This window comes from Rhizobium sp. CG4 (assembly GCF_023701965.1).
Taxonomy (GTDB): Bacteria; Pseudomonadota; Alphaproteobacteria; order Rhizobiales; family Rhizobiaceae; genus Agrobacterium.
The window spans coordinates 731,432-757,173 of sequence record NZ_JABAEG010000002.1; the positions used below are offsets into that span (position 1 = coordinate 731,432).

General features: G+C 55.9%; 25 protein-coding genes and 1 pseudogene. 19 read left to right on the plus strand and 7 right to left on the minus strand.

Annotated elements, in window-relative coordinates:
• Nucleotides 1-55 precede the first annotated feature (55 nt).
• The gene (locus HGO37_RS08685; RefSeq protein ID WP_192487411.1) at nucleotides 56-676 is read right to left on the minus strand and encodes an LOG family protein; all 621 of its coding nucleotides are present in this window, start codon (nucleotides 674-676) and stop codon (nucleotides 56-58) included.
• Nucleotides 677-833: 157 nt separating this feature from the next.
• Between HGO37_RS08685 and HGO37_RS08690 the strand changes: the two genes are divergently transcribed.
• The 5 genes and pseudogenes from HGO37_RS08690 (at nucleotide 834) to HGO37_RS08710 (ending at nucleotide 7,119) form a co-directional block, all read left to right on the plus strand.
• Complete coding sequence (locus HGO37_RS08690) at nucleotides 834-2,849, plus strand: LysM peptidoglycan-binding domain-containing protein (protein ID WP_250982971.1); 2,016 nt, start codon at nucleotides 834-836, stop codon at nucleotides 2,847-2,849.
• A gap of 121 nt (nucleotides 2,850-2,970) precedes the next feature.
• The gene (locus HGO37_RS08695; RefSeq protein WP_250982972.1) at nucleotides 2,971-4,860 is read left to right on the plus strand and encodes an ABCB family ABC transporter ATP-binding protein/permease; all 1,890 of its coding nucleotides are present in this window, start codon (nucleotides 2,971-2,973) and stop codon (nucleotides 4,858-4,860) included.
• Between the two features lie 351 nt (nucleotides 4,861-5,211).
• Nucleotides 5,212-5,919: pseudogene (locus tag HGO37_RS08700) on the plus strand (phosphatidylserine decarboxylase); the annotation flags it as partial.
• Nucleotides 5,920-5,942: 23 nt separating this feature from the next.
• Nucleotides 5,943-6,806 carry a CDP-diacylglycerol--serine O-phosphatidyltransferase gene (gene pssA, locus HGO37_RS08705; protein ID WP_250982973.1) on the plus strand — a complete coding sequence of 288 codons (864 nt, stop codon included), beginning with the start codon at nucleotides 5,943-5,945 and terminating at the stop codon, nucleotides 6,804-6,806.
• 172 nt (nucleotides 6,807-6,978) lie between these two features.
• The gene (locus tag HGO37_RS08710) at nucleotides 6,979-7,119 is read left to right on the plus strand and encodes a hypothetical protein (RefSeq protein ID WP_250982974.1); all 141 of its coding nucleotides are present in this window, start codon (nucleotides 6,979-6,981) and stop codon (nucleotides 7,117-7,119) included.
• Nucleotides 7,120-7,181: 62 nt separating this feature from the next.
• On the opposite strand, the gene HGO37_RS08715 is transcribed toward HGO37_RS08710, so the two are convergent.
• Nucleotides 7,182-7,814 carry a LysE/ArgO family amino acid transporter gene (locus HGO37_RS08715; RefSeq protein WP_250982975.1) on the minus strand — a complete coding sequence of 211 codons (633 nt, stop codon included), beginning with the start codon at nucleotides 7,812-7,814 and terminating at the stop codon, nucleotides 7,182-7,184.
• Between the two features lie 250 nt (nucleotides 7,815-8,064).
• Between HGO37_RS08715 and HGO37_RS08720 the strand changes: the two genes are divergently transcribed.
• A complete protein-coding gene (locus HGO37_RS08720) occupies nucleotides 8,065-9,408 on the plus strand; it encodes a GGDEF domain-containing response regulator (protein ID WP_502941394.1) in 1,344 nt (447 codons plus the stop codon).
• Between the two features lie 13 nt (nucleotides 9,409-9,421).
• Here HGO37_RS08720 and HGO37_RS08725 read toward each other — a convergent pair whose 3' ends face one another.
• Together HGO37_RS08725 and HGO37_RS08730 are read right to left on the minus strand one after the other, a co-directional pair.
• On the minus strand, nucleotides 9,422-10,183 hold the full coding sequence (locus tag HGO37_RS08725) for an SOS response-associated peptidase (protein ID WP_250982976.1): 762 nt from the start codon (nucleotides 10,181-10,183) through the stop codon (nucleotides 9,422-9,424).
• Between the two features lie 46 nt (nucleotides 10,184-10,229).
• Nucleotides 10,230-10,553: a YnfA family protein gene (locus HGO37_RS08730; RefSeq protein WP_250982977.1), complete on the minus strand. Its 324-nt coding sequence runs from the start codon at nucleotides 10,551-10,553 to the stop codon at nucleotides 10,230-10,232.
• Nucleotides 10,554-10,682: 129 nt separating this feature from the next.
• Between HGO37_RS08730 and HGO37_RS08735 the strand changes: the two genes are divergently transcribed.
• The 9 genes from HGO37_RS08735 (at nucleotide 10,683) to HGO37_RS08775 (ending at nucleotide 16,533) form a co-directional block, all read left to right on the plus strand.
• Nucleotides 10,683-11,363, plus strand: a complete 681-nt coding sequence (locus tag HGO37_RS08735) for a glutathione S-transferase family protein (RefSeq protein WP_250982978.1) — start codon at nucleotides 10,683-10,685, stop codon at nucleotides 11,361-11,363.
• A gap of 38 nt (nucleotides 11,364-11,401) precedes the next feature.
• Nucleotides 11,402-11,848, plus strand: a complete 447-nt coding sequence (locus HGO37_RS08740; RefSeq protein ID WP_192487401.1) for an NUDIX hydrolase — start codon at nucleotides 11,402-11,404, stop codon at nucleotides 11,846-11,848.
• Between the two features lie 59 nt (nucleotides 11,849-11,907).
• Nucleotides 11,908-12,285 (plus strand): TIGR02301 family protein, encoded by a 378-nt coding sequence (locus tag HGO37_RS08745; RefSeq protein WP_250983243.1) that lies wholly within the window; start codon nucleotides 11,908-11,910, stop codon nucleotides 12,283-12,285.
• A 106-nt stretch (nucleotides 12,286-12,391) separates the two neighbouring features.
• Nucleotides 12,392-12,649 carry a hypothetical protein gene (locus tag HGO37_RS08750; protein ID WP_192487399.1) on the plus strand — a complete coding sequence of 86 codons (258 nt, stop codon included), beginning with the start codon at nucleotides 12,392-12,394 and terminating at the stop codon, nucleotides 12,647-12,649.
• A gap of 17 nt (nucleotides 12,650-12,666) precedes the next feature.
• The gene (locus HGO37_RS08755; protein WP_502941395.1) at nucleotides 12,667-13,404 is read left to right on the plus strand and encodes a hypothetical protein; all 738 of its coding nucleotides are present in this window, start codon (nucleotides 12,667-12,669) and stop codon (nucleotides 13,402-13,404) included.
• Between the two features lie 177 nt (nucleotides 13,405-13,581).
• Entirely contained in the window at nucleotides 13,582-14,430 is an 849-nt protein-coding gene (gene ygfZ, locus HGO37_RS08760; RefSeq protein WP_250982979.1) for a CAF17-like 4Fe-4S cluster assembly/insertion protein YgfZ, read from the plus strand.
• A 38-nt stretch (nucleotides 14,431-14,468) separates the two neighbouring features.
• Nucleotides 14,469-15,053 (plus strand): YfbR-like 5'-deoxynucleotidase, encoded by a 585-nt coding sequence (locus HGO37_RS08765; RefSeq protein WP_250983245.1) that lies wholly within the window; start codon nucleotides 14,469-14,471, stop codon nucleotides 15,051-15,053.
• The gene (locus HGO37_RS08770) at nucleotides 15,050-15,568 is read left to right on the plus strand and encodes a tyrosine phosphatase family protein (RefSeq protein WP_250982980.1); all 519 of its coding nucleotides are present in this window, start codon (nucleotides 15,050-15,052) and stop codon (nucleotides 15,566-15,568) included. The genes HGO37_RS08765 and HGO37_RS08770 overlap by 4 nt, the downstream gene beginning before the upstream one ends.
• A 140-nt stretch (nucleotides 15,569-15,708) precedes the next feature.
• The gene (locus HGO37_RS08775) at nucleotides 15,709-16,533 is read left to right on the plus strand and encodes a mechanosensitive ion channel family protein (RefSeq protein WP_250982981.1); all 825 of its coding nucleotides are present in this window, start codon (nucleotides 15,709-15,711) and stop codon (nucleotides 16,531-16,533) included.
• Between the two features lie 50 nt (nucleotides 16,534-16,583).
• Here the strand turns inward: HGO37_RS08775 and HGO37_RS08780 are convergent, their stop codons facing one another.
• The 3 genes from HGO37_RS08780 to HGO37_RS08790 all read right to left on the minus strand — a co-directional run bounded on the left by HGO37_RS08780 (nucleotide 16,584) and on the right by HGO37_RS08790 (nucleotide 19,365).
• Nucleotides 16,584-17,402 carry an ABC transporter permease gene (locus HGO37_RS08780; protein ID WP_250982982.1) on the minus strand — a complete coding sequence of 273 codons (819 nt, stop codon included), beginning with the start codon at nucleotides 17,400-17,402 and terminating at the stop codon, nucleotides 16,584-16,586.
• On the minus strand, nucleotides 17,399-18,187 hold the full coding sequence (locus tag HGO37_RS08785; protein WP_250982983.1) for an ABC transporter ATP-binding protein: 789 nt from the start codon (nucleotides 18,185-18,187) through the stop codon (nucleotides 17,399-17,401). The genes HGO37_RS08780 and HGO37_RS08785 overlap by 4 nt, the downstream gene beginning before the upstream one ends.
• 146 nt (nucleotides 18,188-18,333) lie before the next feature.
• The gene (locus HGO37_RS08790) at nucleotides 18,334-19,365 is read right to left on the minus strand and encodes an ABC transporter substrate-binding protein (RefSeq protein ID WP_250982984.1); all 1,032 of its coding nucleotides are present in this window, start codon (nucleotides 19,363-19,365) and stop codon (nucleotides 18,334-18,336) included.
• A 268-nt stretch (nucleotides 19,366-19,633) separates the two neighbouring features.
• Here HGO37_RS08790 and HGO37_RS08795 point away from each other — a divergent pair, with 268 nt between their 5' ends.
• From HGO37_RS08795 to HGO37_RS08810, 4 genes are all read left to right on the plus strand, one after another.
• Nucleotides 19,634-21,187 carry a VOC family protein gene (locus HGO37_RS08795; RefSeq protein ID WP_250982985.1) on the plus strand — a complete coding sequence of 518 codons (1,554 nt, stop codon included), beginning with the start codon at nucleotides 19,634-19,636 and terminating at the stop codon, nucleotides 21,185-21,187.
• Nucleotides 21,188-21,351: 164 nt separating this feature from the next.
• Entirely contained in the window at nucleotides 21,352-24,183 is a 2,832-nt protein-coding gene (locus HGO37_RS08800; protein WP_250983246.1) for a DUF2339 domain-containing protein, read from the plus strand.
• 61 nt (nucleotides 24,184-24,244) lie between these two features.
• Nucleotides 24,245-24,886, plus strand: a complete 642-nt coding sequence (locus HGO37_RS08805) for an HD domain-containing protein (RefSeq protein WP_250982986.1) — start codon at nucleotides 24,245-24,247, stop codon at nucleotides 24,884-24,886.
• A 10-nt stretch (nucleotides 24,887-24,896) separates the two neighbouring features.
• Complete coding sequence (locus tag HGO37_RS08810) at nucleotides 24,897-25,742, plus strand: MOSC domain-containing protein (RefSeq protein ID WP_250982987.1); 846 nt, start codon at nucleotides 24,897-24,899, stop codon at nucleotides 25,740-25,742.

A 25,742-nucleotide genomic window follows, 5' to 3' on the forward strand; every position in this document is an offset into this window, starting at 1 on the left:
AGCATGACTTTCCTGTCTTCCACGAGGCAGGAAAGTCATTTTTGTACAGTGCTTGTTATAGCTGGGAGATAACCGAGCTATCGCCATCCGGATTGGCCTGTGCCGTTGCCCGTTCAATGATAGCCGGAACGATATCCTTGATTTCGTCAATCACCAGCGGGTTCAGCATATGGGCCCGGTGAATGAACCCTTCGTCGCGCATGTGGCGAATAAGCTCCAGCATCGGATTCCAGAAACCGTTGATATTAGCAAAGACCATCGGTTTGGCGTGACGGCCAAGTTGCGCCCAGGTCATGATCTCCACGATCTCTTCCAAAGTGCCAACACCGCCCGGCAAGGTGACGAACGCGTCTGAACGTTCAAACATCTTGTGTTTGCGTTCATGCATGTCCTTGGTGACGATCAACTCGTTCAATTGTCCGAGAGAATGGCGGGTCGCCTCCATGTCGACAAGAAACTCCGGTATGATACCGGTCACTTCGCCACCATTGGAGAGTACGCCGCTTGCAACGGCGCCCATGATGCCCTTTGTGCCGCCGCCATAAACGAGGCGAAGACCGTTGTCGGCTATAGCTTTTCCAAGCGCGCGACCGGCTTCCATATAGGCCGGATCACGACCGGGTTGAGAGCCGCAATATACGCAGATGGATCGAATCGAATGTTTTTCACTGGTCATGGACCGAAGGAACAATGCCTTTCGTCATCCGTCAAGAAAATATGGGTGAATGAATTGCCCGAAAACGCTGTTTTCCCTTGCAAACGCTTGTGTATAGGGGTGGAAAAAGCTAGCAATTCCGATTGATAGAAAAGAGACATATCCGGAGACTCAAAGGATGAAAAACAAACGGGCCGGCCTACTGGCGCTTATCGTGCTCACGGTAGCGACGTTGCTCATGGTGTTCTTTGTGCTTCCACGGATATCGCAGGACGGCAAGCCGATTGGCGATGCCATCAACAATGCGGGTACTGCCGTCAAGGATGCCGTCGAATTGGGCGGCCAGAGTGCGTCCGATATTCTTAACGATGCGGCGGAAGAAACCTCCAAGGTTGCCGACAAGGTTGCACGCCTTGCGGCCTCTGCAACGGATTCTATCAATCAGATGACCGGCCTGTTTGCCAATGGCGCCATCCCGTCTGATGCCGACTACGCCACAGCCCGCACCAAGGTCGAGGCTGCTCTCAAGGAGTTGTCTGACGTCGATATTCCCGAGACGCTGGATGACACGACATCCAAACTGATCACCACGGCGCGTGCAGCAGCCGAGCGTGCTGGCACGTTCCTGCGTCAGCTGCCAGTCAGCGCCAAGGATGCTGCCGCGCAGATCGGCCGTCTGGCTGGTATTTTTGCAGGTACCGATGATGGCGCACCTGTCGCGCCGGCATCTGCCCCTGCTGCGACACCGGCAGATAACCAGCAGTCTTCCAATGACCTTCCGGTGTTTGACGTGCTGCGCGTTGAGCCGGATGGCTCTGCCGTTATCGCCGGCAAGGCCAAGGTCGGTTCGGTACTCGAAATTCTCAACAATGGTCAGGTCATCTCCAAGGCCGACATCGGCCAGAGCGGAGACTTTGCGGCCGTTCTCGACAATCCGCTGCCTCCTGGCGACCATCAACTGATCCTGCGCAGCACAGACAAGGACGGAAAGGTTCTGCAGTCTGATGAAATCGCCACGGTCTCTGTTCCGAAAGACAAGGCAGGTAACCTGCTGGCCATGGTCACCAAGCCAGGCGAAGCAAGCCGCTTGCTGACACTGCCGGAGCAGACACCCGCAGCAAACGTACCGGCCACCCCTGCCACGGGCGAAGCGGCAACACCAGCTGAAACCGCGGCCCGGCCCGGCCTTCCTGCCGGCTCCGACGAAGTTGCAGCACAGCCACCTGCAATTAACGCAACAGCGCCAACCGATGCAGGCACAAGCGAGAAGGCAGCCATTCAGGTCACCGCAGTTGAATTCGAAGGCGACAAGATTTTCGTTGCCGGTTCGGCTCCTGCCGGTTCTACCATCCGCGCCCTGGTGGATGACAAGGAAATTGGCACCACAACCACGCTGGCGTCTGGCAGCTTTGTCGTTGAAGGCACGATTGATCTCAGCGTAGGCAACCACACCGTCAGCACCGAAATGCTTGACAGCACCGGCAAGGTTTTGGTGCGCGTCAATGTTCCATTTGCACGCCCGGCAGGCGAACAGGTTGCCGTAACGGTACAGCCCGGCGCTGCTGCGGCCACCAGCACAGCCGCCGCCGAAAGCCCACTCAGCGATGTTTCGGTGTTCAAGAACCTGCGCGAAGAAGTCGCCAAGGCATTCGGTCTGTTGCAGGCGCTATATGCTGACGGCAAGACACCGCAGATGGAACAGATGGTTGCGGCACGTTCCGCCACCTCGTTTGCACTGAAGTCCCTGTCGGAGTTCCGTGCGGCCGCCTCTGCAGAAGCAGGTTTTGCAGCCTTTGTTGGCACAACGGCAAACCGCGCCAGCGAGATTGCTGCTGTTCTCGACAAGCTGCCGAATGACGTAAGAGCCGTCGGCAATGCTCTTGAAGGCCTTGCCGCCCGCATTGCCGAACTGACCTCCGAGCCGGTTCCACAGAGCAATGAAGGCCCCAAGACATTTGAGCAGGCACCGCTTGCCCATAATGAAAATGCCGTCATCATTCGCCGTGGTGATACGCTGTGGCAGATTTCCCGCCGCGTTTACGGACAGGGCGTTCGTTACACCACGATCTACCTTGCCAACCAGGACCAGATCAAAAACCCCGACCTGATTGAGCCCGGCCAGATTTTCGGCCTGCCTGACAAGGCACTGCCGAATGCAGAAGAACTGCACCGCAAGCGTTTGACCGGCGGCTAAGGGCGGTAAAATCCTCCGGTAGGATTGCAATCGTCAAGTTCAGCACTTATTTCGCAATCAACGGCGGCTATCACAGCCGCCGTTATGCTGTCGGCCTTTCGGCAGTGGTCGGAGCCAGAACATGCAGCAAGACAAGAAAAAAACCATCTCCGCGGATTCCAGCAATCCGCTGAACACACTGGTGAACCTGTGGCCCTATATGTGGCCGCATGGCAGAACTGATCTCAAGATGCGAGTGGTCTGGGCCACGTTGTTTCTTGTTGCTGCCAAGCTGGTTTTGATCCTTGTTCCCTATTTCTTCAAATGGGCAACAGATGCGCTGAATGGCAAACAGGATGCGACCAGCCTATTGCCGGTATTTCTGCTAGGGGCGGTCGCTCTCGTCATCGCCTATAATTTTACCCGTCTGTTACAGGTTGGCCTCAACCAGTTGCGCGATACGCTGTTTGCCAGCGTTGGCCAGCACGCGGTGCGCCAACTTGCCTACAAGACCTTCGTGCACATGCACCAGTTATCCCTGCGCTTCCATCTGGAGCGCAAGACAGGTGGCCTGTCGCGTATCATCGAGCGCGGCACCAAGGGCATTGAAACCATTGTCCGGTTCACGATCCTCAACACCGCCCCAACCTTTATCGAATTTCTGCTGACCGCCGTCATCCTGTGGTGGACCTATGGCTTTACCTATGTGCTGGTAACAGTCATCACGGTCTGGACCTATGTGTGGTTCACGGTGAAGGCCAGCGACTGGCGCATCGGTATTCGTCGTTCGATGAATGACAGCGATACGGACGCCAACACAAAGGCCATCGATTCACTTCTCAATTTTGAGACCGTCAAATATTTCGGCAATGAAGACATGGAAGCCAACCGTTTCGACGGTGCGATGGCGCGGTATGAAAAATCCGCGACCGCCATCTGGACGTCGCTTGGCTGGCTGAACTTCGGCCAGGGCGTCATCTTCGGCATCGGCTCGATGGTGATGATGGTCATGTCGGCACTGGCCGTACAGCGTGGCGAGCAGAGCATTGGTGACTTCGTGTTTATCAACGCGCTATTGTTGCAGCTTTCCGTGCCGTTGAACTTCATCGGCTTCGTCTACCGCGAAATCCGTCAAGGCCTGACCGACATCGAGCAGATGTTTGATTTGCTGGAAGTGGAAGCAGAAGTTACCGATGCCCCACATGCCAAGGAACTGATTATCGGCAGCGGCGCGATTTCCTTCAAGGACGTCCATTTTGCCTACGACCCTGACCGTCCGATCCTCAAGGGCATTTCGTTTGACGTGCCGGCTGGCAAGACTATTGCAATTGTTGGCCCCTCAGGGGCCGGCAAATCGACCATTTCGCGGCTTCTTTATCGCTTCTATGATGTTCAGGATGGCACGATCACCATTGATGGGCAGGAAATACGTGACGTGACGCAGAAGAGCCTGCGCTCTGTCATTGGTATCGTACCGCAGGACACCGTGTTGTTTAACGATACAATTGCCTACAACATCCGTTACGGCCGCACGTCTGCCGCTGACAGCGATGTGAAGGCTGCTTCTGACGCCGCGCAGATCAGCGGCTTTATCGAACGCTTGCCACAGGGTTACGAGACAATGGTGGGCGAACGCGGCCTGAAACTGTCAGGCGGTGAAAAGCAGCGTGTTGCCATTGCCAGAACCATACTCAAGGCTCCACCTGTCCTCATTCTTGACGAGGCAACATCGGCGCTCGACACCAATACCGAACAGGAAATCCAGAGTGCACTGGATATCGTCTCGAAAAACCGCACGACACTTGTCATTGCGCACCGCCTGTCGACCGTCATTCATGCCGATGAGATCATCGTGCTGAAGGATGGTTGCATCGTTGAGCGCGGAACACATCCCCACCTTATCGCGGCCCATGGCCTTTATGCATCGATGTGGGATCGCCAGCGCGAAGCAAGCCGCGCCGAAGAGCGCTTGCGTCAGGTGCGCGAGACCGACGATCTCGGCATTGTCGACCGGGGAACACCGGCACACTGAACCACCTTGCGACAGCAATATGGCCTATGCCGAAGCTGCCGCATGTCTTTATCCCAAAACCGGGAAACCACTTTTGGGAGACATACGGCTCCGCGCTCTTGTCTGGCGCATGTCTTTACCCCAAAACCGGGAAACCACTTTTGGGAGACATGCGGTAATTTGCGACATCGGGAGATAATCCCTATTATCCCCTTATTATCGCAGGCAGAGCGCACACAAACCGTTGATGCTTTGGTCTGACGCATTGCCCATCCGGCCTTTTGCCTGTAGTCAGCATAGGTCTGGTTTGGCGCGCACGTTGGAAACAATCGATGCTTCCGGGCGGCATGCAAGAAATATAAAAATCGGAGAAAAATACCTATGAACCTGTTCGATACCATTCGTAACACCATCGTACCGATCCATAAGGAAGGTTACGTTTTCGTCGCTGCCTTTTTCGTGGCGTCGCTGGTGCTAGGCTGGATTGCCGAGCCGCTGTTCTGGGTTGGTCTGGTTTTGACCCTGTGGTGCGCCTACTTCTTCCGCGACCCTGAGCGCGTCACACCGCAGGATGATGACCTCGTCATCAGCCCGGCAGACGGCAAGGTTTCCGCAATCCAGATGGTTGTTCCACCGCATGAGCTGGAGCTTGGCAAAGAGCCGATGCTGCGAATCTCGGTGTTCATGAACGTCTTTAACTGCCACGTGAACCGTGCACCGGTTCGTGGCCGTATCGTCAACATTGCCTACCGTCCGGGCCTGTTCCTCAACGCTGAAGCCGACAAGGCCAGCGAAGACAACGAGCGCAACGGTCTGGTTATCGAAACCCGTCACGGCCAGATCGGCGTCGTTCAGGTTGCTGGCATGGTTGCCCGTCGTATCGTCTGCTGGGTCAAGCCAAACGAGCCTGTAGATGCCGGTGAGCGTTTTGGCCTTATCCGCTTTGGTTCGCGTCTTGACGTTTTCCTGCCAGCCGGCACCGAGCCGCGCGTCTCTGTCGGCCAGACCGCCATTGCCGGTGAAACGGTTCTCGCTGAATTTGCCGCGACCAAGGGTCCGGTCATCAGCCGCCGCAACTGACGGATAACCGCAAGGACGCCTTCATGCAAACCCCTACCCCCGTAGAACCGGCACCGAACGGCAAACATGAAAATGGGCAGGACAATGCCCGTGGGCCACGCCTGCGGGAAATCCCCATGCGGCTGGTCATCCCCAATCTGATCACGGTATTGGCGATTTGTGCGGGGCTTAGCGGTGTCAGGCTTGCCTTCGAAAACCGCTTCGAATTGGCAGTCGGCATGGTTCTGCTGGCTGCGTTCCTCGATGGTATCGACGGACGTGTGGCCCGCATGATGAAGGCGACCTCCAAATTCGGCGCACAGATGGATTCGCTGGCCGATATCGTCAATTTTGGTGTTGCGCCGGCGCTTGTACTCTACGCCTTCATGCTGGATCAGGCCCGCAGCTTCGGCTGGATTGCCGCCCTGATCTACGTCATCGCCGCTGGCCTTAGACTGGCACGTTTCAACGTGATGATTGAACGTGAAATCAAGGCACCCTGGCAGAATGAATTCTTTGTCGGTGTCCCAGCCCCGATGGGCGCGCTTTTGGTATTGCTGCCGGTCTATCTCGGTTTTCTCGGCATGCCGCCAACGGCCCCCTTTTCCTATGTCGCCAGCGCTTACACAGTTTTGATTGGTTATCTGCTGATCAGCCGCCTGCCGGTATGGTCTGGCAAATCCGAAACCCGTATTCGCCGCGACATCGTTCTGCCGCTAATGCTGATCGTCGTGCTCTATGTTGCATTGTTGATGAGCTTTACCTGGGAAGTGCTGGCGGTGACCGTTGCAGCCTATCTCCTCTTCCTGCCGTTCAGCGCCCGCGTCTGGCACAAACGCTATGGCACCCTGACAATCGAAGAGGACAGTCACGGCGATAGCGGTGACGGCCTAGACCGCGGTATCTGAGAGAAAACAGGTACCTCTGATTGAAGATTGGCAGCATCCGCGCACGATTTGTCGCAGGCTGCAATCTTCAATTGATTTGTAATCGCCTCGAATTTGTCATGATTGGTCATGAAACAACACGGCAACGAATCTGCCAAATATCAAGACCATGGACTATTCGAGGAGAGAGACAATGAGTGAAAACAAGACTGCCAACCCGACGCCGAAACCTGATCTGAACAGCCACTACAAGCCACTGGGTCTGAAAGCTGTCGCCGCCGCATCGATGATGCAGAAGAGCAAGCCAGCCCAAGCACCGGCCAAAAAGGCCTGATTGATCCGCAGGAAGACCGGCTCACTCTTGTGAGCCAGCATCTTCTACTGCCGCCACTGCTTCTACAGCACGAATTGCTTTACAAACCGGACCAGAAGGCTGAGAGCCAAGAGGCTCATGACCACGCCGATAATGGCATCCAGCACACGCCAGGCGGATGGACGGGCAAATAACGGCGCCAGATAACGGGCGCCGTATCCCAACGCAAAAAACCACACGAATGATGCGACGACGGCACCTGCAGCATAGGCGACACGCGCACTTCCTTCATAGGCCGCCGACAGGCTGCCCAGCAAAACCACAGTATCCAGATAGACATGCGGGTTAAGGAAGGTGAACGCCAGGCAGGTCATGACCGCAGCGCGCAGGCCTAGCCCTCGTGAATTATCGGCCTGCATGACGCCGGGCTTCAAGGCACGGCGGAAAGCCAGAAAACCGTAACATGCCAGAAAGAGCGCACCACCCAGCGTCACCACCGCAATCAAAATGGGTGACTGCGACACTAGCGTTCCAAGGCCGGCAACACCTGCGGCAATCAGCAAGGCGTCGGACAGCGCGCAGATCAGGCACAGCAGGAAGACATGATTGCGGATAAGCCCCTGTCGCAGAATGAAGGCATTCTGGGCGCCGATTGCGACGATCAGGGAGCCCCCCAGCAGAAAACCGGCAAGGCTGGCAGACATTAAAGGCGGCATATCTCTGTTTTCCTGAAATTCATGCGGGGCTCTCAGCCATCCGCGAGGCGGGCTCTGCGTCATTGGACAATGACAAATTTACTACTGGCTTCCCGCAAGTATTATCAAGCCCCGCGTCGAGGGTTTCTGAGAAACCACACATAGGAATTGGAAAGTGCTGCGACCTTTCGTCCGTGTTAAGTTATCCTAAGATATTGGTAATCCACCTTCATTATCTGACTCGTGAAGAGTAACGGCCAAGGGGAATGCAATGTCTTACGTACGGGATAACCGGGATGCGCACTACACTGACGTGAACGCCCTGCCCCACAAGATCTTGCTTGTCGAAGATTCCATTGCGCTGTCGATGTTGCTGAAGCAACGGCTGGAAGGCGAAACCAGCGCCGAGGTCATTCATTGCGATACGATGAGCGCGGCCGCGGCTCTGATTGCCGAACATGAATTTACCCTTGCCTTGACCGGTTTGAACTTGCCTGACGCACCTGATGGCGAGATTCTCGGGCTGCTTTCGGCCTCCAGAATTCCAACAATCGTGTTTACCGCGACATTCGATGAGCAAGCGCGCAAGCGTTACACCGAAAAGAAGATCATCGACTACATCATCAAGGACGGCCATCGGACGGTGGATGCTGTCATCAAAACAGTTGAGCGGATTATCACCAACCGGCTGTTTTCCGTTCTCGTTGTGGATGATGCTCGCTCTGCCCGCTCAGGGCTGGTTGAAATACTCGAACGACAGAACTTCCGCGTTATAGAAGCTCTCAGCGGCAAACAGGCACTCGATATTCTGCAAGAAGATGAGACAATCGAGCTGGTTATTACCGATTACCATATGCCAGACATGGACGGTTATCAGTTGACCCGTAAGGTTCGGGAATATCGCAGTTCGGAAGACCTGCGCATTATCGGCGTGTCATCCTCGACGGACCGCCTGCTGTCAGCAAGCTTTTTGAAAGCTGGCGCATCGGACTTCATCTACCGGCCGTTTGTGCTGGAAGAACTGCAATGCCGTATCGACAACAACATTGAGACGCTGAAGCAGTTAAAGCGCCTGCGGCATCTAGCCGAACGTGACCACCTGACCAACCTGCCGAACCGCCGCTCCTTCTTTGAGAAGACCAAGTTGATGATGGCGGATTTGCAAAAGAACAATGGCAAAGGTGCGCTTGCCATTCTCGACATCGATCATTTCAAGAAGATCAATGACACCTATGGCCATGATGCAGGCGACCGCACGTTGAGAAATATTGCTGCCCTGCTGGCTGAAAGCTGCGAGACAAACAAACATCTTCCCGCCCGTATTGGCGGCGAAGAATTTGCAATTTTCCTAAGGGGTTTCGATGCAATACAGGCCCGCACATTTTGCGAAAACCTGCGGCATGCCGTTGAGACCGCTGGCGTAAAACTGACGGGTACCGAGATTGCTGTAACGATTTCACTGGGCGTAGTCGAAATCGAAAAGGGTGAACCTTTCGACAACCAGTTGAATGCCGCAGACCAACTGCTCTACATGGCCAAGAGCAATGGCAGAAACCGGGTATTTGCCGATCTCGACATTCTCAGCGGCTTCACGGAGCTTACCAAAGCGCACTAGGCTATGTCGCTGTTTAAAACAGTGACATCTGGCCAGAGTCCGGCCCCGTTTTCTTTTCCTTCTGCGGAAGCGTTTCCTCCACCGGTTCAAGAAGATCAGGGCCGACATTGCCGACCTTGTTCACCTTGTCGGATACCGGAATAGCTTCAAAAAAATCCTCATCCGCTGGCACCATCAGGTCCGCCACCTCACGTGGCTCCTGCGTCTTGCAGTCCAGCCAGCGGCTGAAATCTTCAGGTGCAATAACCACAGGCATCCGATCATGAATACGGCTGATCGACCGATTCGCGGAAGTGGTGAGAATGGCCGCCGTGTCGACCTCGGAACCATCGGCCGAAGACCATGTTTCGAGCAGACCCGCAAAGGCAACAACACCACCGCGTTTCGGTTTGATGAAATAGGCCTGCGGTTTGCCGCCTTCATCCTTGTCAGGACGTCTCCATTCGTAAAATCCACTGGCCGGAACAAGCACACGACGGTGGCGCATGGCCGCACGAAACGACGCCTTGCCTATTGCGGTTTCGGCTCGAGCATTGATCAGCAAGGGAAAATCACTGGGATCTTTCAGCCAGCCGGGCAACAGCCCCCAACGCGCCAGCACCGCCTGCCGTCTAGGCAGGTTGCTGCCGGGCTGCGAGGTTTCTGATTCCACCACGACAAGGATCGGCTGGGTGGGGGCGATGTTGTAACGCGCGGGAAAGTCATCAAGCTCGATGAGGCTTAGAAACTCAGCGAGTTCGTCGGGCGTTGCCAGCAATACAAATCGTCCGCACATGTTATTTTCCTCCGGCAACCAGTGTCACGGCATCGGCAAAATGATCTCAGGCACGCGGCCCAAACAAAATGAGACTTGCACCAGCAAGGCAGATGGCGCCGCCCGCGAAATCCCATCTGTCAGGTGAGTGGCCTTCGACACCCCATAACCAGAAAAGTGAGGCAACAATATACATGCCGCCATAAGCGGCATAAGCCCGCCCCGCCACTTCAGACGGCACCAGTGTCAGCAACCACGCAAAGGCGGCCAAAGCGACCATGCCCGGCACCAGCCATAGCGCCGATTTTTCCAGCCGCAGCCATGCCCAGAAGGTAAAACATCCGGCAATTTCGGCCAATGCGGCGGCGGCATAGATCAGATAAATCTTCATTGGTTCGGTTTTCGGCCCGGATGAGATGTTGCGTCACACGAAAGACATAGTGATTCCCCGCTTATGATAGCGGTTTGGGGCTGCTGCTAAAACACACCAGTCTAGGTGCAATCTTGGGAAACCCGAGCGATGACACTCACCTTGCACATGCATCCGCTTGCCTCGTTCTGTCACAAGGTGCTGATTGCACTTTATGAGAACGACACCGAGTTTGAAAAATCACTGATCGATTTTTCCGACGCGCAGTCCACGCAAAAACTTATCTACCATTGGCCGGTCGGCAAAATACCGGTGATGGAGGACCAGCGGCGTCATCAGGTGTTGGGTGAAACCAGCATCATCATCGAATATTTGCAGCAGCACTACCCTGGCGACACAAGGCTATTGCCGAGCGCCCCGGATGCACAGCTGGAAACGCGGTTATGGGACCGGTTCTTTGACCTCTATATCAGCGTTCCCATGCAGAAAATTGTCACGGACAAAATAAGGCCGGAAGGCAATCAGGATGCCTTTGGGGTGAACGAAGCGCGGCAGACGCTGAATACCGCCTATGAAATGCTGGAACGACAACTCACCGGCAAAATCTGGATATGCGGGGAAGAATTCACACTGGCAGATTGTTCTGGTGCCCCTGCCTTGTTCTATTCGTCTATCGTCCATCCTATCGGGCCGGGCAAACCGGCACTGGATCGTTACTTCGAACGGCTGATGCACCGCCCGTCGATAAAACGTGTCATCGCCGAAGCACGCCCCTGTTTTGCAATGTTTCCCTTCCATGAAGACATTCCAAAGCGCTTCCTGAACGACTAAGCATGTATCGCAGCCATCATACGCACAGGTACTTTTCCATGCCGCAGCCTCGTCCCGCCTCTTCCGCAATCGTCACTCGCGGTGACCGCATGTTGCTGGTCAGGCGCAAGAACCCGCCATCGGCCGACATGTTCGCCTTTCCCGGTGGCAAGGCAGAGCCGGGTGAGAGACCGGAAGACGCGGCACTGCGTGAATTGTTGGAAGAGACCGGCATCGAGGCGCGCAATCCACAGCTTTTTGCCACCTATGATCTGAAGCCTGAAACGGCAAGCGGCGCCGCCTCTAGCCACTATTTCCTGTCGGTATTTCTGGTGGAAGCAGACCATACGGCAGAAGCGGTTGCCAATGATGATGCGGCAGATCCCGGCTGGTACACGGTGGAGGAAGTGCGCGATCTGCCGGTTCCGCCAAGCGTTCTGGAATGCTGTGAACGCGTGGCCAAGCAATTGCACTCATTACAGAATCGCGGCATGAAACCACAATGAGCAAACCACGGTCACGACTTTCAGCATCGTCTGCATTTTGCGCAACGCTGTTTGTTGCCATGGGTGCGTTTGCGCAACCGTCAGCCCCGTCGAGCTCTGCTCCATCAGGTTCTGCGCCTGCCAGTTCAGCCTCGACAGCTTATGATCAAAAGCTGTCACGTCTGGCCGAAGTCACAGGTGCCGTGCATTACCTGCGCAACCTTTGTCAGAAGGATGTCAAGGAAGACTGGCGCAAGGCGATGAGCGATCTGTTGGCCGCAGAAACGGCCAACGAACCGGAAAGACGGCAGAAATTGACCGCCGCCTTTAACCGTGGATACCGCTCATTTGCTGCTGTTTACACCGAATGCACACAGGCTGCCGTGGTGGCCGAAGAGCAATACCGTAACGAAGGTGCAACACTTGCGTCAGAAATTGCTTCTCGCTTCGGAAATTAGGAAATAATTAACCTGTTTTTACCGCAACCCGTGCCGTTTTGATAAAAGGCTGTTAGAGTTGTTAACGAGGTGGTAAGACTTCAACCGTCTCGACGAGGAAGAAAGTATGCAAGAAAGCCGCAACGACATCGCCGAAATGATTGTTCACGAGAAGATGCAGGTCGCTCTGGAACACCAGAACGAAGCCTGGGCCGACGGTATGGCCGACGGCATCGAACCGGAAATCATTGCCGACGCTGCCATTGCACTGGCCATGCGCGAAACGATTCGTCTGCATGGTGAGGCTGGAGCAGAAGCCATGCTCGAATCACTGCGCCAAAGAATGCTGGCAGGCGAATTTTCCCCGACCCGTACCATCCAGTAAAACCGGAGGGTAGCATCATGACGTTTCGTGTGAGGGAAGAACTGGCCCTGTCGGCAGCTATTTTTGCTGCGGTTTTGGTGACAGCCCAGCCAGTATTTGCGCTTTCAGAACTCAAGAACATGCCTGATCAGGCTACTGGCGAGAGTGCACAGAGCGCACCGCAGGTGACTGAGCCGAATACCGTAGAGGGTGATTCGGACGGCGGCATTCCCATGCCGAGCCCATTGATCGATAAATCTGCTGGCACCAATGACCAGACGGCCGGTGAACCGGACGAAGATCAGCCAGTTGTTTCCGATATTCAGCACGACAATACCAAGGCCCCTGCCGCCGTGCAGCGCCTGCGTCAGCTAATTGTTGAAGCGTCGGCCACAGGCGACATCGAAAAGCTGCGTCCGCTGGTCAATCCCGGCCCGAACCAGGCTCAGATTACCGGCGACGACGGGGATGACCCTATTGCTGCGCTGAAAAGCTTCTCCGGCGATCCTGACGGGCTGGAAGTTCTGGCCATTCTTCTTGATCTGCTGTCCACCGGCTATGCCCATATGGATGCCGGCACCCCGGAAGAAATGTATGTCTGGCCTTACTTTGTGGGCAAATCACTGAATGAGTTGACCGCACCTGAAAAGGTCGAGTTGCTGCGCATCATCACCGCGGGTGATCTTGCCGACATGCAGGAATACGGCACCTACAGCTTTTACCGCATCGGCATCACGCCGGATGGCCAGTGGAAGTTTTTTACCGCAGGCGACTGAACAGAAAGCCGATGCATTCGATAATGTGGCAAGCATGGCTTGCCGCATGAACGTTCAATGCCTAAATCCCTGACATACAGTCTTCCCCTGTGTTGACTGATATCTTTTCGCCGGCTGTTGTCAACGCGACGGGATATCGAGATCCATCACACCTGACACTTCAACAGGAACACATCCATGTCCTCCGCCTTTTTACCGCAGCAGCGCCAGATCGAGATTACGGGCAAAGACGCACAGGAATTCCTGAACAATCTCATCACCACTGACGTTGAGAACCTGCCGGAGAATGAGGTGCGCGCTGGTGCCCTTCTGACACCACAAGGCAAAATCCTGTTTGATTTTCTGGTGTCGCGTGAGGCGGACGGTCTTATTCTCGAAACCGATAATAGCCAGCTGGATGCACTGATCCGCCGCCTGACCATGTACAAGCTGCGAGCGGCCGTTGAGATCAAACCACACGCGCAGGAAGGTGTCAGTATTTTCTGGGATGGCGACAAACCTGAAGGTGCGAAACTGGACAGCCGCTTTGCCAAGGCCGGCATTGAACTCTATCGCGCAGCCGGTGCCTCGGCCAGCGGCGCAATTGAGCCCTATGATGCATTGCGGATTTCTGCTGGAATTGTTCATTCGGGCGCAGACTACGCCCTGCAGGATGCCTTTCCGCATGACGTGCTGATGGACGTCAATGATGGTGTATCCTTCAAGAAGGGCTGCTTCGTCGGACAGGAAGTCGTGTCGCGCATGAAGCATCGTGGCACTGCCCGTAGACGTGTGGTGATCGTGGAGGCCGATGCTCACCTTCCGGCTGGTGGCACCGATTTGACGGCCAATGGCAAAACGATTGGCACACTCGGCAGTGTGTCCGGCAATAACGGCGTGGCGATTGTGCGCGTTGACCGCGTGGCAGATGCTCTGGCCACCGAGACACCTATCCTCGCTGGCGAGACGCCCGTCAAACTCACATTGCCTGCGTGGAGCGGTTTGAGCTTCCCGGCCGCGGAACCCACAGCCAGCGCGGAGGAATAAGGTTGGCCGCAAAGCTCAACACCCGCGCATGGCAACGGATGTTGTCCGGCCGCCGCCTCGACCTGCTGGACCCCTCACCGCTTGATGTTGAAATTGCCGATATTGCCCATGGCCTTGCTCGCGTTGCGCGCTGGAACGGCCAGACGCACGGCAATCACGCATTTTCGGTTGCACAGCACAGCCTGATCGTTGAGACGATTTTCAGCCGCAGCAATGACGCCACGCCAGACGAAATGCTGATGGCCTTGCTGCATGATGCACCGGAATATGTGATCGGCGACATGATTTCCCCGTTCAAGTCGGTCGTCGGAGGCGGTTACAAGTCGGTGGAGAAACGGCTAGAGGCGGCCATTCATCTGCGCTTCTCGTTGGCGCCGCACCCATCCAGCGAACTCAAGGACCGCATCAAGAAGGCCGATACGGTTGCGGCCTATTTCGAGGCGACCGAGCTTGCCGGCTTTTCGATGACCGAAGCCAAGAAGTTCTTTGGCCAACCGCGTGGTATTACCTGCGACATGCTGTTGATTGACCCTTTGCCGGCCCTTGAGGCCCAGCACCAGTTCATCGCGCGTTTCAACGCCATCGAGGCCTTGCGCAGCCAACAGAAAAGCGGTGCTGCATGACAGCGATTGTTGTTTCGCCACTGGGGCGAATTGCCGAAATGGCGGTGCGCCACAAGTCTCGGGAAATGGTCAGCCTGCTGGCCGAGAAACAGGATTTCCATCGCCCTGCGGTCATTCTTGCTGAGCGTCACCTGACGCTTGCCATGAATGACATCAGTTTTGCCGGCACCGGTAATTTGATCGCCCCGCAGGATGGTCATATCCAGAACCTGATCGATTTTGCGAAGAGTTGGGATCAGTCGGCTCCTCTGCTGGTCCACTGCTGGATGGGGGTTTCCCGGTCTCCGGCTGCTGCTGTCCTTGTTTCGCTAGCACTTTACCCGGAACAGAACGAACAGGATCTGGCCAAACGTTTGCGGCAGGCTTCACCCTATGCAACACCAAACTCACGGATCATCGAAATTGGCGACCGCCTGCTGAACCGTGATGGCCGATTGGTTGCCGCCTTCAAGGCTATTGGCCGGGGCGCCGATACAGATGGAAATGTTCCGTTTGTACTGCCATTGAACGGCTGACGACACCCAACGGCAGGTTTGATTGGTTCGAAGCACGCGTTGCGCGCTATATAAAATGCACAGCATTTTTGGCGGAACCATTTCCAATCTTTGTCGTTGGCAATTTGAACATTCAGGAAACAGGGCTTCAGAATAGTTTCATGGAACAACAAGCTACGGAATTTTTTGTCGCTTCGCAGGCGGCTCTTGGTCAGGCAAGCGCGCTGCTTGTGCAATATTCCTTCTCGATCGTGGGCGCTTTGTTGCTCTTGTGTATCGGCTGGTTGGCGGCATCGTTCGTGCAGCGCTGGGCGTTTGAAGGCCTGTCACGCATTCGCGGTTTTGACGAAACGCTGGCGCGGTTTTTCTCCGGTGCCATCCGCTATGTGATCCTCATTCTGGTCATCGTCATGGTGCTTGGCCAGTTTGGCGTGCAGACCGCCTCTATTCTGGCCGCTCTTGGTGCTGCAGGTTTGGCCATCGGTCTTGCCTTGCAAGGCACGCTGCAGAACATTGCCGCCGGCATCATGCTGCTGGTGCTGCGCCCGTTCCGGGTTGGCGAATATATTGAAACCAGCGCTGTCAGCGGAACCGTGATCGAAATTGGCCTGTTTGCCACCGAGCTTAAAACCAGTGATGGATTGTATCGACTGGCACCAAACTCGACGCTGTGGAATGTACCGATTACCAATTACAGCCGATTTCCGTCGCGTCGCCATGAGTTAAGCGTGACGGTACCCAAAGGCGAAAGCCTGGCAGAGGCGCAAGATATGCTGATGAATGTCGCACGCTCCAACAGTCGCGTGCTGCTCGATCCGGCCCCGATGACCTTCATTGATACCGTCAGTGGTGACACCGCCACCGTGAAGCTACGCTACTGGGCGCGCAGCGAAGGCTGGTGGGCAACAACCCGCGACATGACAAAAGCGATGAAACTGGCCTTTGACGAACGGTCAGAAGTGACGGCATCGCAACCGGCAGAATAACAAACGAGATAACAAAAAGGCCGATTTCACAATCGGCCTTTTTGTTTGGGTTATTGTCCCATGGTGGAGCGATGCGCCCAACCGGTCATGCGTCTTTCAAGCCAGGCCATGACCGCGTACATGACGATGCCTTCTATCGCCAGCATCAGCAGGCCAGCAAACACCAGGGGCACGTTGAACTGGCTCTGCGCGGAACTCATCATATTGCCCAGACCGTAATTGGAAGCCACCGTTTCTGAGACGACAGACCCCACGAAGGCAAGCGTGATGGCGATTTTCAGCGATCCAAAGAAATAGGGCATGGAGCGCGGGATACCCACCTTCAGCATGATATCCATTTTCTTCGCGCCGAGCGCCCTCAGCACATCCTCGGTTTCCGGCTCGATGGTCGCAAGACCGGTGGCGACATTGACCACGATCGGGAAGAATGAAATCAGAAACGCCGTCAGCACAGCCGGTACCGTGCCGATACCGAACCAAATGACAAGAATTGGCACCAAGGCGACTTTCGGAATGGCGTTAAAACCGATCATCAGCGGATAAAGCCCGGCATAAATGGTCTTTGACCAACCAATGAACAGGCCGATAGCCAGACCTGCGACAACCGCCAGAATGAAACCGAGCGTCGTCGTGTAAAGCGTCTGCAGCGAGTTTTTCCAGATGGGTGACCAATATTGGGCAATGGCCTGAAACACCCGTGTCGGCGACGGCAGGATGGTCGGCGGCATATCCAGCGCCTTGACCAGCAGTTCCCACGAAAGAAATAGTGCCAGCGTATAAAGCCACGGCGCCGCCTTGACCCAGTTGACGCGGGCGATCAGAGGTTTTGGACGTTCCGTGGCGATCCCGGTTTCGACGAACGCACTCATGCGGCTACCCTCGCCTTTGCAATTTCACCATGCAGTTCGTGCACCATGTCGTTAAAACCATGCTCATACATCAGGTCCAGTTGTCGGGGCCGGGCAAACGGCACCGTATGTTCTTTCAGGATACGGCCCGGTCGGGCCGTCATCACAAAAATCTTGTCCGCCAGAAATACCGCTTCACGCAGATCATGCGTGACGAGAATAATGGTGACGTTCTGGGCTGCGTGAAGATCGCGGATCACACACCACAGTTCTTCACGGGTGAATGCATCCAACGCACCAAACGGTTCGTCCAGCATCAGCAGTTCCGGCTCATGGATCAGTGCGCGGCACAGATTGGCGCGCTGCTGCATACCGCCTGATAGCTGCCATGGAAACTTCGAGCCAAATCCTTTCAACCCGACAATTTCCAGCAGGCGTTCTGCCTTGGCAACATATTCGGCCTTATGCGCACGCAGGCGGTGACGGTGCTTTTCGACGATTTCCAGCGGCAACAGGATGTTTTCCAACGTCGTGCGCCATGGCAGCATAGTCGGATTCTGGAACGCCATGCCAACAATCGACACAGGCTGTGTCACCTGTTTTCCGGCAACAATCACATGACCAACCTGCGGAATGTGCAGGCCGGTCACCAGCTTCATCAGCGTTGATTTTCCACACCCCGAAGGCCCGACGACCGCAGTGAATTGCCCCTTGTCCACGGTGAGGTTCAGACCTGACACGGCAAGCGTTCCCGCCGCGCCACCATAACGCATGTCAACGTTATCGATTTCAACCAGATGAGCCATGTTCCCAGTCCCTGTAATTCTGACGCTCACCTGCATGGGCGGACCGGGCGATTGTTGCCCCTCCCGGTCCAGTCCCCATGCAAGTTTATGAGCGTTGGTAGATGCCCGGGAACAGCCCGGGCATAACGATGCGAGTTTGCGGCCAATCAAGGCAGCATGCGGTCTTCCTTGGCTGGCAGATAGCTCGCGTCAAAAACCTGTTCAGCCTTGACGTTGCCTTTGAGGCCAAGCGAAATCTTCAGTGTTTCGATTGAGGCAGCCAGACGCTCCTGATCAATACCGCCCATGCCGTTTTCAACGACGTAAGGTGTCTTGATGTTCATGGCATTGGCCATGTTGAGGCGCTCAAGTTCGATCTCGCTGTTGAGGGTTTCATTGCGCGCAAGAACGGCTGCGACACCCTCTTCCGGCTTGGCCACAGCATCAGCAAACCCCTTGGCGAGAGCCTTGAGGAAACCCTTGACGGCTTCTGGATTTTTCTCGGCAAAATCAGTGTTTACCAGCACGGCGTTGCCATAAAGATTCAAGCCGTTTTCAGCCATCAGAATGGTGGCGATATCATCGTCGGAAATGCCCTGTGCCTTCAGGTTCAAAATGACCGAGAATGCAAAACCGAAGACCGCATCGACATCACCCTTGGCCAGCATCGGCTCACGTACTGGGAAGCCGATTGATTCGATGGTGATCTTGCTGTCATCAAGAGCAGCCACTTCCTTGAAGGCCTTCCACTGGGCAAACGCACCATCTGGCGGTGGCGCACCAAGCTTCTTGCCTTCCAGCGACTTCGGGTCCGTGGTGATGCCGAGCGACTTGCGGCCAACAACCGCAAATGTCGGGCGCTCATAAACCATGTAGACCGCCTTCACCTTCTGGCTTGGGTCTTCATCCAGGAATTTCATCACCGAATTGATGTCGCCAAAACCCATCTGATAGGCACCGGTGGCAACACGCGGAATGGCCTCCACCGAACCGTTACCGCTATCGATGGTGACATCCAGTCCCTCGGCCTTGAAGTAACCCTTGTCTACCGCCAGCAGGAAGCCGGCAGCCGGACCTTCAAACTTCCAATCGAGCGTGAACTTGATTGGCGTTTCGGCAAAAGCCGGTGCAGCGAATCCGACCGAAAGGCCAAGAGCCGTAAATGTCGCGATTTTCGAAAACAACCTGCGCGTTAACATTGTTCTTCCCCCTGGAAGTTTTTGATTGAATTAGGCTTATCAAATCCAATTCAAACCCAAGGCGCAAGTAAAAAATGCACATAAAATATGCTATATTTAATTCTGTTTATTTTTTAATCATTTGCAGACAATACAAAAAGCACAACGCACGCTTTTTGCGCAAAACTTTCACCTCCTAGTGATATCCACACTCCTGCCCTTGCGTAATGTCAGGTGACGCGACCATATGGTGCAGAGCTGACAAGGATTGAAGAAAGGTCGTTTGAGCATGATCGCGGATGCAGGCATTCATCACATCACCATGATTGCCCGGAAGGTACAGGCCAATGTCGACTTCTATGCCGGATTTCTTGGCCTACGCCTCGTCAAACGCACTGCAGGTTTTGAAGATGCGATGCAGCTGCACCTGATCTATGGCGATCACTCCGCAAGCCCCGGTTCCCTCGTAACGTTCCTGATCTGGGAAGATGGTGGCCAAGGCCGCGTCGGGCACGGGCAAACCCTCGAAGTATCCCTAGCAATTGATCCCGCCAGCATTGGCTTCTGGTTGACCCGCGCACTGACGGCGGGCATTCGCACCGAAGGCCCGATGGAGGAATTTGGCGAACCAGTCATCCGACTGAAAGATCCTGACGGCATCATCGTCAAGCTGTGTGGTACGACCGCATTTGCCGAGGCCGACCCGCATGACGCGCCGGGCATTCCGCGTGAGCATGCCATCCGCCGCATTCGTGGCGCGACGATGCTCAGCGAAGCGCAGGATGAAACCCAGAGCTTTCTATCCCGCTATTTCGGTTACGTCTTCACACAACAGCAAGGCGCCATCCGCCGCATGATTTCTGCTTCCGGCGACATTATCGATGTGCGCGATGCTACTGGTTTCTGGTCGAGTGCACCCGGCACCGGCACGGTTGACCACATTGCCTTTCGCGCCCGCAACGACGACGAGTTGAACAGCGTGCATGCTGAGTTGAAAAAGCTGAACTCCAGCGTCACCAATGCCCACGACCGCAAATATTTTGCCTCACTCTATGTTCGCGAACCCGGCGGCGTGCTGATCGAAATGGCGACCGATGGTCCCGGCATGACCATTGACGAAGCGCCTGACAGACTCGGTGAAGCGCTGTTCATTCCACCTGATTTTGAGGCCGATGCTGAGGCTGCCCGAGTTTCCCTGCCGCAATTTGCAATGCCGGGCGATGAGCGGGTGATTTACCGCGAATTGCCATTCGTGCACCGCTTCTATACGCCGCAGCAGCCGGATGGCAGCGTATTGATATTGCTGCACGGTTCTGGCGGCAGCGAAACGAGCCTGATGCCTCTCGCCGCAAAAGCGGCACCAAACGCCACCCTGCTTGGGGTGCGCGGTCGCAGCACGGAAGAGGGCATTGCCCGCTGGTTCCGACGGTTTGGCAATTCATCCTTTGACCAGAACGATATTGCCCGCGAAGCCGAAGCCTTTGCCGCCTTTGTCGAGGGCGCGATTGCCGCCTACGGCATTGATGTCAAAAAACTGCGTTTCATCGGTCACTCCAACGGTGCCAACTTCCTGGCGGCATTTTTTGCGCTTCACCCACAGTTTGCGGCCGAGACACTTCTACTGCGGGCCATGCCGGTGTTGGAACATTGGCCGGCGGCGGATTTGAGCGGCCGCAAAATCCTGCTCTCAGCCGGAGAGACCGACAGATACCGCGATCAGACTGTGCGTCTTTCCGAGATATTGTCAGGCGCAGGCGCAGAAATCCGGCTGGAAACCGTGCCTCAGGGACACGATATCGGTGCATCCGATATTGAGCTGGCTAAATCATGGCTTGCACAATAAATTCGCACACACGTATAAAACCGGATGAGGCACAGGAATGAACAGTGCTTCCGGACATGTTTTGTCACGGAAACGCCCCTCATTCCTGTTTATGCGCTGTTTAGCAGACATGGCCACGCGCTCGTGTTTCTGAACCGCTATAATCGGGAGAGTGACTATTGGAAATGCTCGTTCTGCTGGCCGTAGCCTATGTGGCCGCCTTTATCTACACGCTCGTTTCCAGTTTCCGCAGTGCCAGCCGCATCAATGTCCTTGAACGAGAAGTCAAGGCGCTGAAAAGAATGCTGGCAACTGGCCAGTCGCCCGTGGCAACGCAAGAGAGCCTGCAGGCCGAGGCAGAACAGCAGGACGCTTTCCTTGGCGCAGGCGTGCCAGCAAACGATATTACCGCCTCCGACCCCGCCCTTGGATCACAAGAGCAGCAACCCTCACGCCCCACCGATCTCGTCGCGCAGGACGTGGCACAGGACCAGGATGTTGTCACAGAGACACTACCAGAACAGCCGCCAGCAGCAGCAACCTTGCCGCCGCGCGAAAGCTTTGAAAACCGTCTAGGCGCGCGCTGGGCGGTTTGGGCCGGTGGCATTGCGCTGGCCTTGGGGGGCATATTCCTTGTCAAATATTCCATTGAAAGCGGACTGCTCAGCCCTGCCGTACGCCTTGCTCTGGCCGGTATCTTCGGCCTTCTGTTGTGGGCCGCCGGTGAAGCCATTCGCCGCAAAGCTGTCCCCAGCGTAACTGCCGCCTATTCAAACGCTATGATTCCCGGCGTTCTGACGGCTGCAGGCTCACTCACCTTGTTTGGCGTGGTCTATGCCGCCTATGGAATCTACGAGTATATCAGCCCGGCAACAGCCTTTATAACGCTTGGTCTGGTGGCCTTTGCCACTCTTGGACTTTCGCTGCTGCATGGGCAGGCACTGGCCGGGCTTGGTCTGTTTGGCTCCATGTTAACGCCAGCACTGGTTTCGACCGAGACACCCAACATCTGGGCGCTGTTCATTTTCCTCACCATTTCCTGGGCCGCCACCGCATTCGCCTGCCGCAGCCAGAACTGGAAAATTGTCCCGGCACTTGCCAATGCCGGCCTTGGTCTCTGGGCGCTTGGTTATATCGGCGCCAGCGATATCGTTGACCTGACACCACCGACACTTGCCTTGCTAGCAATGCTGGCTGGAACCATCTTCCTCTGGCCGGGCAAGGCGTTTGATGGACAACTGCAACAACAGGAAAGCGTCGCAGAGACGGATCCGCCGCAGAACACCGCACCTGCCAGATTGTCCGTGCGCATGCTGAAACTGGCAGCGCGCCACCCGATCGCTATCAGCCTGACCGCATCGCTGGCGGCGATCCTGCCTGCCATGGCCATGGTCCTGACAGCCGCGTCGACAAATATTCATCCAAGCTTTGCCATGGCAAGCGTGATCGCTGCCCTCGCGGCGCTCGGTGCCAGCCGCCATTTTGCCGTATGGCCTGCGGTATTTTCCGCACTTGGCGCCCTTGCCATCGTCACACTAACCACCCGTAGCGTATTCTATTTCTCGGGAATGATTACCGGCACCGACATTGCCCTGCCGGCAGTCGCACAGGGCAATGGTACCGATATTGCCATCGCACTTGGCCTTGGCGCCATTTTCCTGCTGTGCAGCTTTGCCTTCCTCAAGCGTAAGGGCGAGCAAGATCCTGACTTTGCGTTGCTTTGGGCCGGCATTGCAGCCATCATTCCCGTATGGCTCGGCACAATTAGCTTTGTTGAATATGGTAACCTGACCCGCGACTGGCTGCACGCAGCCTATGGTCTGGCACTTGGCCTTATCCTGATTGCCGGGGCGGAGTGGCTGCACAGGCAGGACATGGATGCTGCTTATCGGATGCCGCTCAACCTGCTGGTGACAGGCTCATTTATCGCCTTCGTCTTTACCCTGCATACGCTGACCGATGGTTTGGCAACAACCGTACTGCTTTCCGTGCTGGGCTTTGTCTATGTTCTGGCCACACGTTGGCGCACATGGGACGCCCTGCCATGGATCATGGCCATCGCCAGCGTCGGCGTTCTTGGCCGCATCGCCTGGGAACCGACAATCGTCGGACCACAAAACCTTGGGCTGACGCCGGTGTTCAACGCGCTGCTGCCCGGTTATGGAATTCCGGCGGTGCTGGCCATCGCTGCCGCTTACCTGCTGCGCAACTGGCCGGAAAATCGCATCAAGAACTTCCTGCAGGCCATTGCCAGCCTCATGGGCCTGCTGGCGATTGCCATCCTCGTTCGACACGCCATGAATGGCGGCATACTGAACGACGCGGTTCCGACACTTGGTGAACAGTCGATCTATACGCTTTTGACCATTGGCATGTCCGGCGTGTTGATGACGCTCGACCTGAAATCACCAAGCCCGATCTTCCGTGTTGGCTCGATGATTGCCGGTGCCATTGCCATGGTCAATGTTCTGACCATGCATTTCGGCGCACTCAACCCGTATTTCAGCGGTGAAAATACCGGACCATGGCCGTTCCTCAACCTGCTGCTGATCGGTTATCTGTTGCCCGGGATCGCCTATGGCGGACTTGCCTACTACGCGCGCGGCAAACGCCCGTTTGCCTATGTGGTGATGCTGGCACTGTCTGGTGCAGCACTTCTGTTTGCCTGGGCAACGCTGTCGGTGCGCCGTTTCTGGCAGGGCGAAAATATCGCCAGCTGGAAAGGCTTCCTGCAGAGCGAAACCTACACCTATTCGGTAGTATGGCTGGCAATCGGCGTTCTGCTGCTGGCGCTCGGCTCGAAATTTGATGCCAAGAGCTTGCGTCTTGCTTCCGCAGGGCTGGTGCTGCTGGCGGTTGCCAAAGCCTTCCTCATTGACATGAGCAACCTTGAAGGTGTGCTGCGCGCCCTCTCCTTCATTGGTCTGGGCGTGGTGCTGATCGGAATTGGCCTGTTCTACCAGAAGATACTGACCGGAAAATCAGCGGCGACAGTTCTCGCCGAAAGCAAGACGTGATGCAGATTGCCATGGCCTGCACTTGGTTCTAAACAGCGGAAAAATTCCAAGGAAAGAACATATGCAGGCCCAATCCTTCGCCCCCTTCGCTTCGCTTGCCGAGCAGTTGATTCCTCACGCAACCGAGGGCGATGATGGCTCGCATGATCTGGCCCATATCCACCGGGTGTTTCGCAACGCAATGCGTATTCATGCGACCGAAGGCGGCAATGGACCTGTTCTGGCGGCAAGTGTGTTGCTGCATGATTGCGTGGCGGTTGAGAAGAACTCACCGCTGCGGGCACAGGCCTCACGGCTGGCGGCGGAAAAGGCCGAAGGCATATTGCTGGCGCTAAATTGGCAGACCGCAGATATCGAGGCGGTAAAACACGCCATTACCACGCACAGTTTTTCCGCCAATCTGGAGCCGCAGACGCTGGAAGCAAAAATCCTGCAGGATGCGGACAGGCTGGACGCCATTGGCATGGTGGGGGCAGCCCGGTGTTTCTATATTGCTGGTCGGTTGGGTTCAGCACTTTATGACCCGGAAGACCCACTCGCCAGAGAACGCCCCCTTGACGACAGGACATTTGCAATAGACCACTTCCAGACGAAGTTGTTCAAGCTGGCCGACGGTTTCAAGACAGAAACCGGAAGGGCGCTGGCCAAGGAACGGCATGACAGATTACAGCAGGTGCTGGATCTGTTTCTGGATGAAATCTGAGGAGGTTTGCATGCGCATATCTGCGCTGAATATCTACCCGCTGAAAAGTGCGCGCGGCATTCCGCTTTCGCAGAGCCCTATCACCTGGGAGGGTTTGCCCGGCGATCGCCGCGCCATGTTTGTGCATGCTTCCGGTCAGTTCATTACCCAGCGCGAATTGCCATCCATCGCGCGGATTACCGCCTTGCAGTCCGGCAGCGGACTGCGCCTGTCGACCGACACGGATGGCGAGATTCTCGCCCTGCCTTCGACAGAGCGCATGGATGTTGTGGTGTGGAAATCGACAGTCAATGCGGCCGTGGCGCCGGACGAGATCAACACCGTGCTGTCAGGATGGATGGGCACCGAACTCAAGCTGGTGTTTTTTGATGAGGCGTCCACGCGTATCGCCTCTGAAGAATGGGCTGGCGATGAAACGCCCGTCACCTTTGCCGACGGCTATCAGATCCTCGTCACGACAACTGCGTCGTTGGCTGCACTCAATGAAAACATGGCCGCCAATGGCGAAGATGGTATTGGCATGGATCGTTTCCGTCCCAACATCGTGCTGGATACGGATGAGCCATGGGCGGAAGACCGCTGGGCAGCATTGGACATCAACGGCATCCGTTTTGATCTGGTCAAACCCTGTGCCCGCTGCATCATGACCACTCAGGACCAGTTGACTGGTTCGCGCGAGGGTGCGTCGCCAATGAAGGCGATGGGGCGGTTACGCATGTCGGCCGACCGCCGTGTGCCCGGCCCGCTTTTCGGTTGGAACGTCACACCGCGTGGTGAAGGCCAGATTGCCGTGGGTGACACGGCAATCATTATCGAAAGCCGCAATGACGGCTGGGCAATCAAGAAGCGCGGTTAA

Excerpts from the sequence above, each read along its gene's own strand:
- HGO37_RS08690 (WP_250982971.1), top strand. The coding sequence starts at position 834 with ATGAAAAACAAACGGGCCGGCCTACTGGCGCTTATCGTGCTCACGGTA.
- pssA (WP_250982973.1), top strand. The coding sequence starts at position 5,943 with ATGCAAACCCCTACCCCCGTAGAACCGGCACCGAACGGCAAACATGAA.
- HGO37_RS08740 (WP_192487401.1), top strand. The coding sequence starts at position 11,402 with ATGCCGCAGCCTCGTCCCGCCTCTTCCGCAATCGTCACTCGCGGTGAC.
- HGO37_RS08765 (WP_250983245.1), top strand. The coding sequence starts at position 14,469 with ATGTTGTCCGGCCGCCGCCTCGACCTGCTGGACCCCTCACCGCTTGAT.
- HGO37_RS08735 (WP_250982978.1), top strand. The coding sequence starts at position 10,683 with ATGACACTCACCTTGCACATGCATCCGCTTGCCTCGTTCTGTCACAAG.
- HGO37_RS08805 (WP_250982986.1), top strand. The coding sequence starts at position 24,245 with ATGCAGGCCCAATCCTTCGCCCCCTTCGCTTCGCTTGCCGAGCAGTTG.
- HGO37_RS08770 (WP_250982980.1), top strand. The coding sequence starts at position 15,050 with ATGACAGCGATTGTTGTTTCGCCACTGGGGCGAATTGCCGAAATGGCG.
- HGO37_RS08795 (WP_250982985.1), top strand. The coding sequence starts at position 19,634 with ATGATCGCGGATGCAGGCATTCATCACATCACCATGATTGCCCGGAAG.
- HGO37_RS08725 (WP_250982976.1), bottom strand. The coding sequence starts at position 10,183 with ATGTGCGGACGATTTGTATTGCTGGCAACGCCCGACGAACTCGCTGAG.
- HGO37_RS08780 (WP_250982982.1), bottom strand. The coding sequence starts at position 17,402 with ATGAGTGCGTTCGTCGAAACCGGGATCGCCACGGAACGTCCAAAACCT.
- ygfZ (WP_250982979.1), top strand. The coding sequence starts at position 13,582 with ATGTCCTCCGCCTTTTTACCGCAGCAGCGCCAGATCGAGATTACGGGC.
- HGO37_RS08755 (WP_502941395.1), top strand. The coding sequence starts at position 12,667 with ATGACGTTTCGTGTGAGGGAAGAACTGGCCCTGTCGGCAGCTATTTTT.
- HGO37_RS08685 (WP_192487411.1), bottom strand. The coding sequence starts at position 676 with ATGACCAGTGAAAAACATTCGATTCGATCCATCTGCGTATATTGCGGC.
- HGO37_RS08790 (WP_250982984.1), bottom strand. The coding sequence starts at position 19,365 with ATGTTAACGCGCAGGTTGTTTTCGAAAATCGCGACATTTACGGCTCTT.
- HGO37_RS08750 (WP_192487399.1), top strand. The coding sequence starts at position 12,392 with ATGCAAGAAAGCCGCAACGACATCGCCGAAATGATTGTTCACGAGAAG.
- HGO37_RS08715 (WP_250982975.1), bottom strand. The coding sequence starts at position 7,814 with ATGCCGCCTTTAATGTCTGCCAGCCTTGCCGGTTTTCTGCTGGGGGGC.
- HGO37_RS08745 (WP_250983243.1), top strand. The coding sequence starts at position 11,908 with ATGGGTGCGTTTGCGCAACCGTCAGCCCCGTCGAGCTCTGCTCCATCA.
- HGO37_RS08810 (WP_250982987.1), top strand. The coding sequence starts at position 24,897 with ATGCGCATATCTGCGCTGAATATCTACCCGCTGAAAAGTGCGCGCGGC.
- HGO37_RS08695 (WP_250982972.1), top strand. The coding sequence starts at position 2,971 with ATGCAGCAAGACAAGAAAAAAACCATCTCCGCGGATTCCAGCAATCCG.
- HGO37_RS08775 (WP_250982981.1), top strand. The coding sequence starts at position 15,709 with ATGGAACAACAAGCTACGGAATTTTTTGTCGCTTCGCAGGCGGCTCTT.
- HGO37_RS08720 (WP_502941394.1), top strand. The coding sequence starts at position 8,065 with ATGTCTTACGTACGGGATAACCGGGATGCGCACTACACTGACGTGAAC.
- HGO37_RS08730 (WP_250982977.1), bottom strand. The coding sequence starts at position 10,553 with ATGAAGATTTATCTGATCTATGCCGCCGCCGCATTGGCCGAAATTGCC.
- HGO37_RS08785 (WP_250982983.1), bottom strand. The coding sequence starts at position 18,187 with ATGGCTCATCTGGTTGAAATCGATAACGTTGACATGCGTTATGGTGGC.
- HGO37_RS08710 (WP_250982974.1), top strand. The coding sequence starts at position 6,979 with ATGAGTGAAAACAAGACTGCCAACCCGACGCCGAAACCTGATCTGAAC.
- HGO37_RS08800 (WP_250983246.1), top strand. The coding sequence starts at position 21,352 with ATGCTCGTTCTGCTGGCCGTAGCCTATGTGGCCGCCTTTATCTACACG.